We start from the raw sequence: 1,228 nt of genomic DNA, 5'->3' as shown, positions 1-1,228 counted from the left end.
CCCCGCTGATCCGGCCGACCGACCCGTCGACCGGCCGGCCGATGAACGCGATGTACTCGCGCCGCCGTCCAACCTGACCGCCACGCAGGAAGACGGCGCGGTAGTCCTGCGATGGAGCCCGCCGGAGTCGTCCGGCCCGGTGTCCTTCCGCGTCCTGCGGGTGGTGACGGACCCGGCCGCTCCGGGCGGGCGCTTCGAACGCAGCCTCGGCACGACCGGCTCGACCGAGCTGTCCGACGCGGGCGTCCCGCACGGCGTGACACTCTGGCACGAGGTGATGTCGGCGGCCGGCGGCCGACGCTCTGCGCCGGCCCGCACCCCGCCACTGATGATTGCTCCGGAGGTCACCGAGCTGCGTGCCCGGATGGACGGCGACGGCGTCGCCCTGTCCTGGACCCTCACAGCGGGATACGACGATGTGCTGGTCGAACGGGCCTTTGACGAGTCGTCGTCGTTTCACGGCGCCACCCGTCGGGTTCGCGCCGCCGGTGGCGGCCATGTCGACCGTGACGTGCAGACCGGGGCCACCTACCGCTATCGGGTCCGGGTGTCCTACCCGGACCCGCTCGGGGCGCTGGCCCACACCGCGGGCGTGGATGTGGTCCTGAAAGTGATCGCCAGACCGCGTCCGGTGCTGGACCTTGAAGCGGACAGTGACGGCGCGATGACAACCCTGCGGTGGACGACTGTCCCCGGCGCCCTGGTGCGGATCTACGCCACCGAGGCGTCCGCGGACTTATCCGGGCACCCGCTGAACCAGCCGCCCGACAGTGACCTCTGCGCGACTGATCCGTTCCTCGCGACGGGCCCGTTCGGCCCGGTCGACCAGGAGCTGCCCGTGGACTCGTTGGACGGGCGTGAACACCTGGTCGGCTCGAGCCGGCGCGGACGTCTCACCGTGACCGCCGCCGGCAGGCCGGTCGTGTACACCCCGGTCAGCATCGCTGGGAACCGGGCGGTGCTTGGCCGTTCGACCCGCCACCTACCCGTCGAAGGCATCCATGGGTTGCAGGCCGTCGACCGTGGCAACAAGATCGTCCTGACGTTCCAGATGCCACCTGGGATCACCGAAGCCCGCGTGCTGTGGCGCCATGACACGATGCCGACCGGGCCGGACGATCCAGCCGCCCAGAGCGCAAAGGTCACCAACGCGAGTCTGGAGATCAGAGGTGGCTGGCACCTGGGCGCACCTGAGCCCGGGCTCACCTACCACTTCGCCGTGTATCCG

The 1,228-nt window shown here is 70.8% G+C and carries 1 pseudogene; it reads left to right on the top strand.

Annotated features, from left to right (window positions below):
• Positions 1-1,228: pseudogene (locus U9980_RS05010) on the top strand (serine/threonine protein kinase); the annotation flags it as partial.

The organism is Protofrankia sp. Cr1 (assembly GCF_963555865.1).
Lineage (GTDB): Bacteria > Actinomycetota > Actinomycetes > Frankiales > Frankiaceae > Protofrankia.
This window is presented reverse-complemented; position numbering and strand designations above follow the sequence as displayed.